Here is a 3,777-nt window from a genome sequence, read left to right on the forward strand (position 1 = left end):
ACGGATGTTTGTGGGTTTTGCGATCGGGCGCACACTGGAGCGACCTGCCGGAACGGTACGGCAAGTGGAAAACGGTGCATCAGCGCTTCAGCCGCTGGTGCCATGCCGGCGTCTGGGAGCGCGTGTTCGCTGCTCTGACCGCCGATCGCGACAACCAGTATCTGATGATCGACAGCACCATCGTTCGCGCCCACCAGCAGGCGACGAGCGGAAAAGGGGGGCCAAAGATCAGGCGCTGGGGCGTTCCCGAGGTGGACTGACCACCAAGATCCACATGCTGGCTGATGCGCTCGGCCGTTCGCTCCGCTTCATCGTCACGGCTGGGCAAGTTAATGACATCACCCAGGCGCCGGCACTGCTCCACGGCCAAAGCGGCGATGCCGTGCTCGCCGACAAGGCCTATGACAGCAACGCCCTGCGTGCGATCATCGCGGAAATCGGCGCAACGGCGGTGATCCCACCGCACCCGCAGGATCATCATTCCGCACGACGCCGACGCATACAAACAGCGCAACCGCATCGAGCGCTGCTTTTGCCAGCTCAAACACTTCCGACGCTTGGCAACCCGTTATGACAGGCGATCTGACAACTTTACCGGCTTCATCCATCTCGCTGCCGCAATGATCTGGATGCAATGAATGTCGATCGGTCCTAGTGCTGGTCGCCGCGGCGAGCTCGGCCGCGACGCGCGCTGCTGCAGCATGCCGCCGATGACTTGGTAGAGCGTCGCGATCCGGTCGGCCATGCCGCGCGCAACGGCCTCGCGCGTGCCGACCATGCGGCCCTGACCAAATTCCTCGCGGATCTTGGTCTGCGTCACGCGCCGGCCACTCGCGGCCGCCTTGATGAAATCGGCGCCGGCCTCATTGGCTCGGCCTGCAGATAGGCCTTGGCGTCATCCGACAGCGGCGCGAACGGATGCGCCGCGTTTTTCAGCGGCGACTGTTCCGACCTGACGATCGTCATACGGCACCAAGGGCAGCTGGCATCGCGGCGGCGCGACCATTTGCGGCTGGTGCTGGTGCGGTTTCGCCGATGAGGCGACAATTCAGCGCGACCTGTCCACGACCGGGTTTCTCATCGACGATATAGCGTCGCAACTCCCCTCATTCGAAGCGATTTCGATTCAAGCCGGCATCGGCGCCACCGAGCCCAATCATTTCCACCGCACATGCTTGATCGGTGTCGCGAATGACAGCCATCCTTACCGGATGGCCGAAGCTATTAAGAGCTGGTGGCCGGCAACGTGCAAGAACCACCTGCCTCAACCGGACACGATGCGGGACATTTCCAATAGCCGTGCACACCGTATCGGGAGAGATACGAGGTTCTGGCTTAATTCGGAGCAACTTATCCCGGACAAGCAAGCAATCCACTTTAGATTAGGCAGAACACGGGATAGGATGCAGGTACAATAGTAAGCGCCCGGTCATGACCCGGGCTTTTGTTCGCCGCCCTTCTCGCCGCGGCCGCGATTGGTTTTGTGCTCGCGGATGAAGTCGCTCAGGCTTTCGAGTCCGAAGTCAGTGAAGGCGGGGATCTGCTGGTCGTCGGGCCCGTAGACCCAGAGGCAACCGTCTTCCGGCTCCATGTCGACATAGACCTCCCACAGCAGTTCGGCGTCCTCGCCGAGCATTTCGGCAGCGAGCGGGAGGGTGTAAACCCGGGTGATCGCAGCCACGGTCAGGCCGCCAGTCTGGCGTCGGATGGGGCGCGCCAGTTCCAGGGAAGAAGCTCGTCGATGCGATTGGCTGGGTGGTCGCTGACGCTGCCGATCAGGTCGGCGAGATAGGCCTCCGGATTGATGCCGTTCAGCTTGCAGGTTTATGCCGCCCGCCGAACTATGCCGAGTCGGGTCGTTTTCCCCAGATTTCTGGCTGACCGGCGTTTGGTCGGTTCGGCATAGTTCGTTCTGTGCCTCCGCTGTCAACAGCGGAGAAAAAGAGCCACAGCTTAACCGGAAGCCTGTGGACGCCAGGTTGCCTGCGGCATCCGCCAGTCAATTCCGGACAGGAGATAGGATAGTTGTGCAACGCTGATCGTCACAACGCCGTCCGCCAACGATGGCCACAAAAAGCGCCCGCGCCCTGGCCATCATGCCAAATGATCTTGATCAGGTCGCCGCGGCGGCCCCTAAAAACGTAGAGATCGCCAGCGTGAGGGTCCCGCTTCAAACCCTCCTGAACCAGACGCGCAAGGCTCGGGAAGCCTCGGCGCATATCGGTATGACCGGTCGCGAGCCAAACCCGTACATTGCCCGGTATGGCGATCATCGGCGCTCAAGCACCTCGAGGACCCGCGCCAGCGCCTCCGGGTCGACATGCTCGTCCACTCGGATGCGTCGTCGGTTGCCAAGATCGATCTCGATCAATCCAGTACGCGCTGCTGCCACGGAGCGCAATCGGCCGTCACCCGCAGGCAAAAGCTTCGGAGTTTCCTCCACCTCCGTAGCGACGATCTGCACCGGCGCAAAAGATGGTACGACCTGCTCTGATGTCCGTGCTTGTCGACGCCAGGTAAACACCAGGCTGGCCGCGACTCTGTTGCGGCGCGCAACCTCAGTCACCTTCGCGCCCGGCACCAACGTCTCCTCGACAATCCGTGCCTTGTCGTCCTGCGACCAGCGCCGCCGCCGCTCCAGCCCGCCCAAAACCTCGACCCGCATCGCCTGATGACCTTAAAGCTAGACTTAAGGCTACACGCTTCGCGAATTACCTCGCGTCACGCAAGACGGCGCCCGTCGGATGCGTACGCCTAGAGCTGTCGCGCCATTCTTCTTTCGCGAGCAAATTCAGGAAATCCGCGAGTGCTTGCTCACCCGCATACTCTGCTGCCATCCTTGACCGAAATCCATCAGTCGTGATCCTGACTCCCATGCTCTTGCTATGGCGGCAAATTTCCCACGACCAGCGACTGGGTCGCTTGTTCGTTTCGAAGGTCGCGATGTAGTAGTCTGAGGCCACACAAATGAATCCGACACTATCCCCACCGCCTGGAATACACGTCCTGATCGTCAGCGCCGATCTACCTTGCGTTCAGCACATAATGAGATCGGTATGGCCAAATCCCTTGGAGTAGTCGAGCAGTGACATCTCAGTTGGCGTTAGCCGAAAAATGCGAACATCTGAGGGCGTCGGCAGTGGACCCAGCATGGAGTTCTGTTCTGGATACCTCTCGAATAGCAGGCGCAGCGCTTTTTTGCCCTCGGCGGGATCATCCATAACCTCGGCCCGCGCCGCAATTGACGGCCCGGTGATTTCCATCACCTGCGGGGTGTCGTCGTCGATCGCGAGCGACACGCGGTTGTCTCGGGTCAGATTGGTTGCTTTCTGGCTGTCTTTCCCGCATAGGAAATAGATGGCAAAGCGGTCGTTGGCGTAGCCCACTGTAGTTACTTGGGGCCAGCCGTCCGGCCGCAGCGCCCGATACGCATGATGCGATGCTGATCGAGCAATGCCTGTATCTTGCACCTAGATAAATCGTCGTTCGTGAAGAACTGGCGGCAGCGCCCGGCTCAAGCGGTGTTTCGAGCCGGGACGGTCTCGAAGAAGGCTCGGATGATGACACGCAAGAGCTCTGCGAGCCATCGCAGCAGCAGGCCGAAGTTATAGCCGGCAGCGGCGAGAACAGCGTTGATGCGGTCGCCGAGGCGTCCCTTGAGATAATTTCTGTCCATGCGGTGCTCGGCCTTGACGTGGCCGATGACGGGCTCGACAGCCGCGCGACGCTTCATCTCGCGACGGATGGAAGCTGTGACGCGGCGGACCTGACCCGAGA

6 protein-coding genes and 3 pseudogenes are annotated in these 3,777 nt (G+C 61.0%); 2 read left to right on the forward strand and 7 right to left on the reverse strand.

What is annotated here, in order from left to right; translation table 11 throughout:
• Both J6525_RS47835 and J6525_RS47840 read left to right on the forward strand, forming a co-directional pair.
• Positions 1–260 (forward strand): transposase (locus tag J6525_RS47835; RefSeq protein ID WP_376708670.1); only part of this gene is annotated, 260 nt, incomplete at its 5' end.
• Positions 261–274: 14 nt separating this feature from the next.
• Positions 275–638, forward strand: a pseudogene (locus tag J6525_RS47840) (IS5 family transposase).
• Here J6525_RS47840 and J6525_RS46000 read toward each other — a convergent pair.
• From J6525_RS46000 to J6525_RS46030, 7 genes and pseudogenes are all read right to left on the reverse strand, one after another.
• Positions 569–820, reverse strand: a complete 252-nt coding sequence (locus J6525_RS46000) for a hypothetical protein (RefSeq protein WP_225649568.1) — start codon at positions 818–820, stop codon at positions 569–571. The pseudogene J6525_RS47840 and the gene J6525_RS46000 overlap by 70 nt on opposite strands.
• 609 nt (positions 821–1,429) lie before the next feature.
• A complete protein-coding gene (locus tag J6525_RS46005; protein ID WP_225649565.1) occupies positions 1,430–1,681 on the reverse strand; it encodes a hypothetical protein in 252 nt (83 codons plus the stop codon).
• Positions 1,682–1,683: 2 nt separating this feature from the next.
• A pseudogene (locus tag J6525_RS46010) lies at positions 1,684–1,824 on the reverse strand (transposase domain-containing protein); the annotation flags it as partial.
• Positions 1,825–1,953: 129 nt separating this feature from the next.
• A pseudogene (gene tnpB / locus J6525_RS46015) lies at positions 1,954–2,273 on the reverse strand (IS66 family insertion sequence element accessory protein TnpB).
• Complete coding sequence (tnpA, locus tag J6525_RS46020; protein WP_225649566.1) at positions 2,270–2,665, reverse strand: IS66-like element accessory protein TnpA; 396 nt, start codon at positions 2,663–2,665, stop codon at positions 2,270–2,272. The pseudogene tnpB and the gene tnpA overlap by 4 nt, the downstream one beginning before the upstream one ends.
• Positions 2,666–3,035: 370 nt before the next feature.
• On the reverse strand, positions 3,036–3,386 hold the full coding sequence (locus J6525_RS46025) for a pyridoxamine 5'-phosphate oxidase family protein (RefSeq protein WP_312010074.1): 351 nt from the start codon (positions 3,384–3,386) through the stop codon (positions 3,036–3,038).
• A 128-nt stretch (positions 3,387–3,514) separates the two neighbouring features.
• On the reverse strand, positions 3,515–3,777 hold a 263-nt coding region (locus tag J6525_RS46030; protein WP_512699755.1), incomplete at its 5' end, for a transposase.

This window comes from Bradyrhizobium australafricanum (genome assembly GCF_020329495.1).
Taxonomy (GTDB): Bacteria; Pseudomonadota; Alphaproteobacteria; order Rhizobiales; family Xanthobacteraceae; genus Bradyrhizobium; species Bradyrhizobium australafricanum.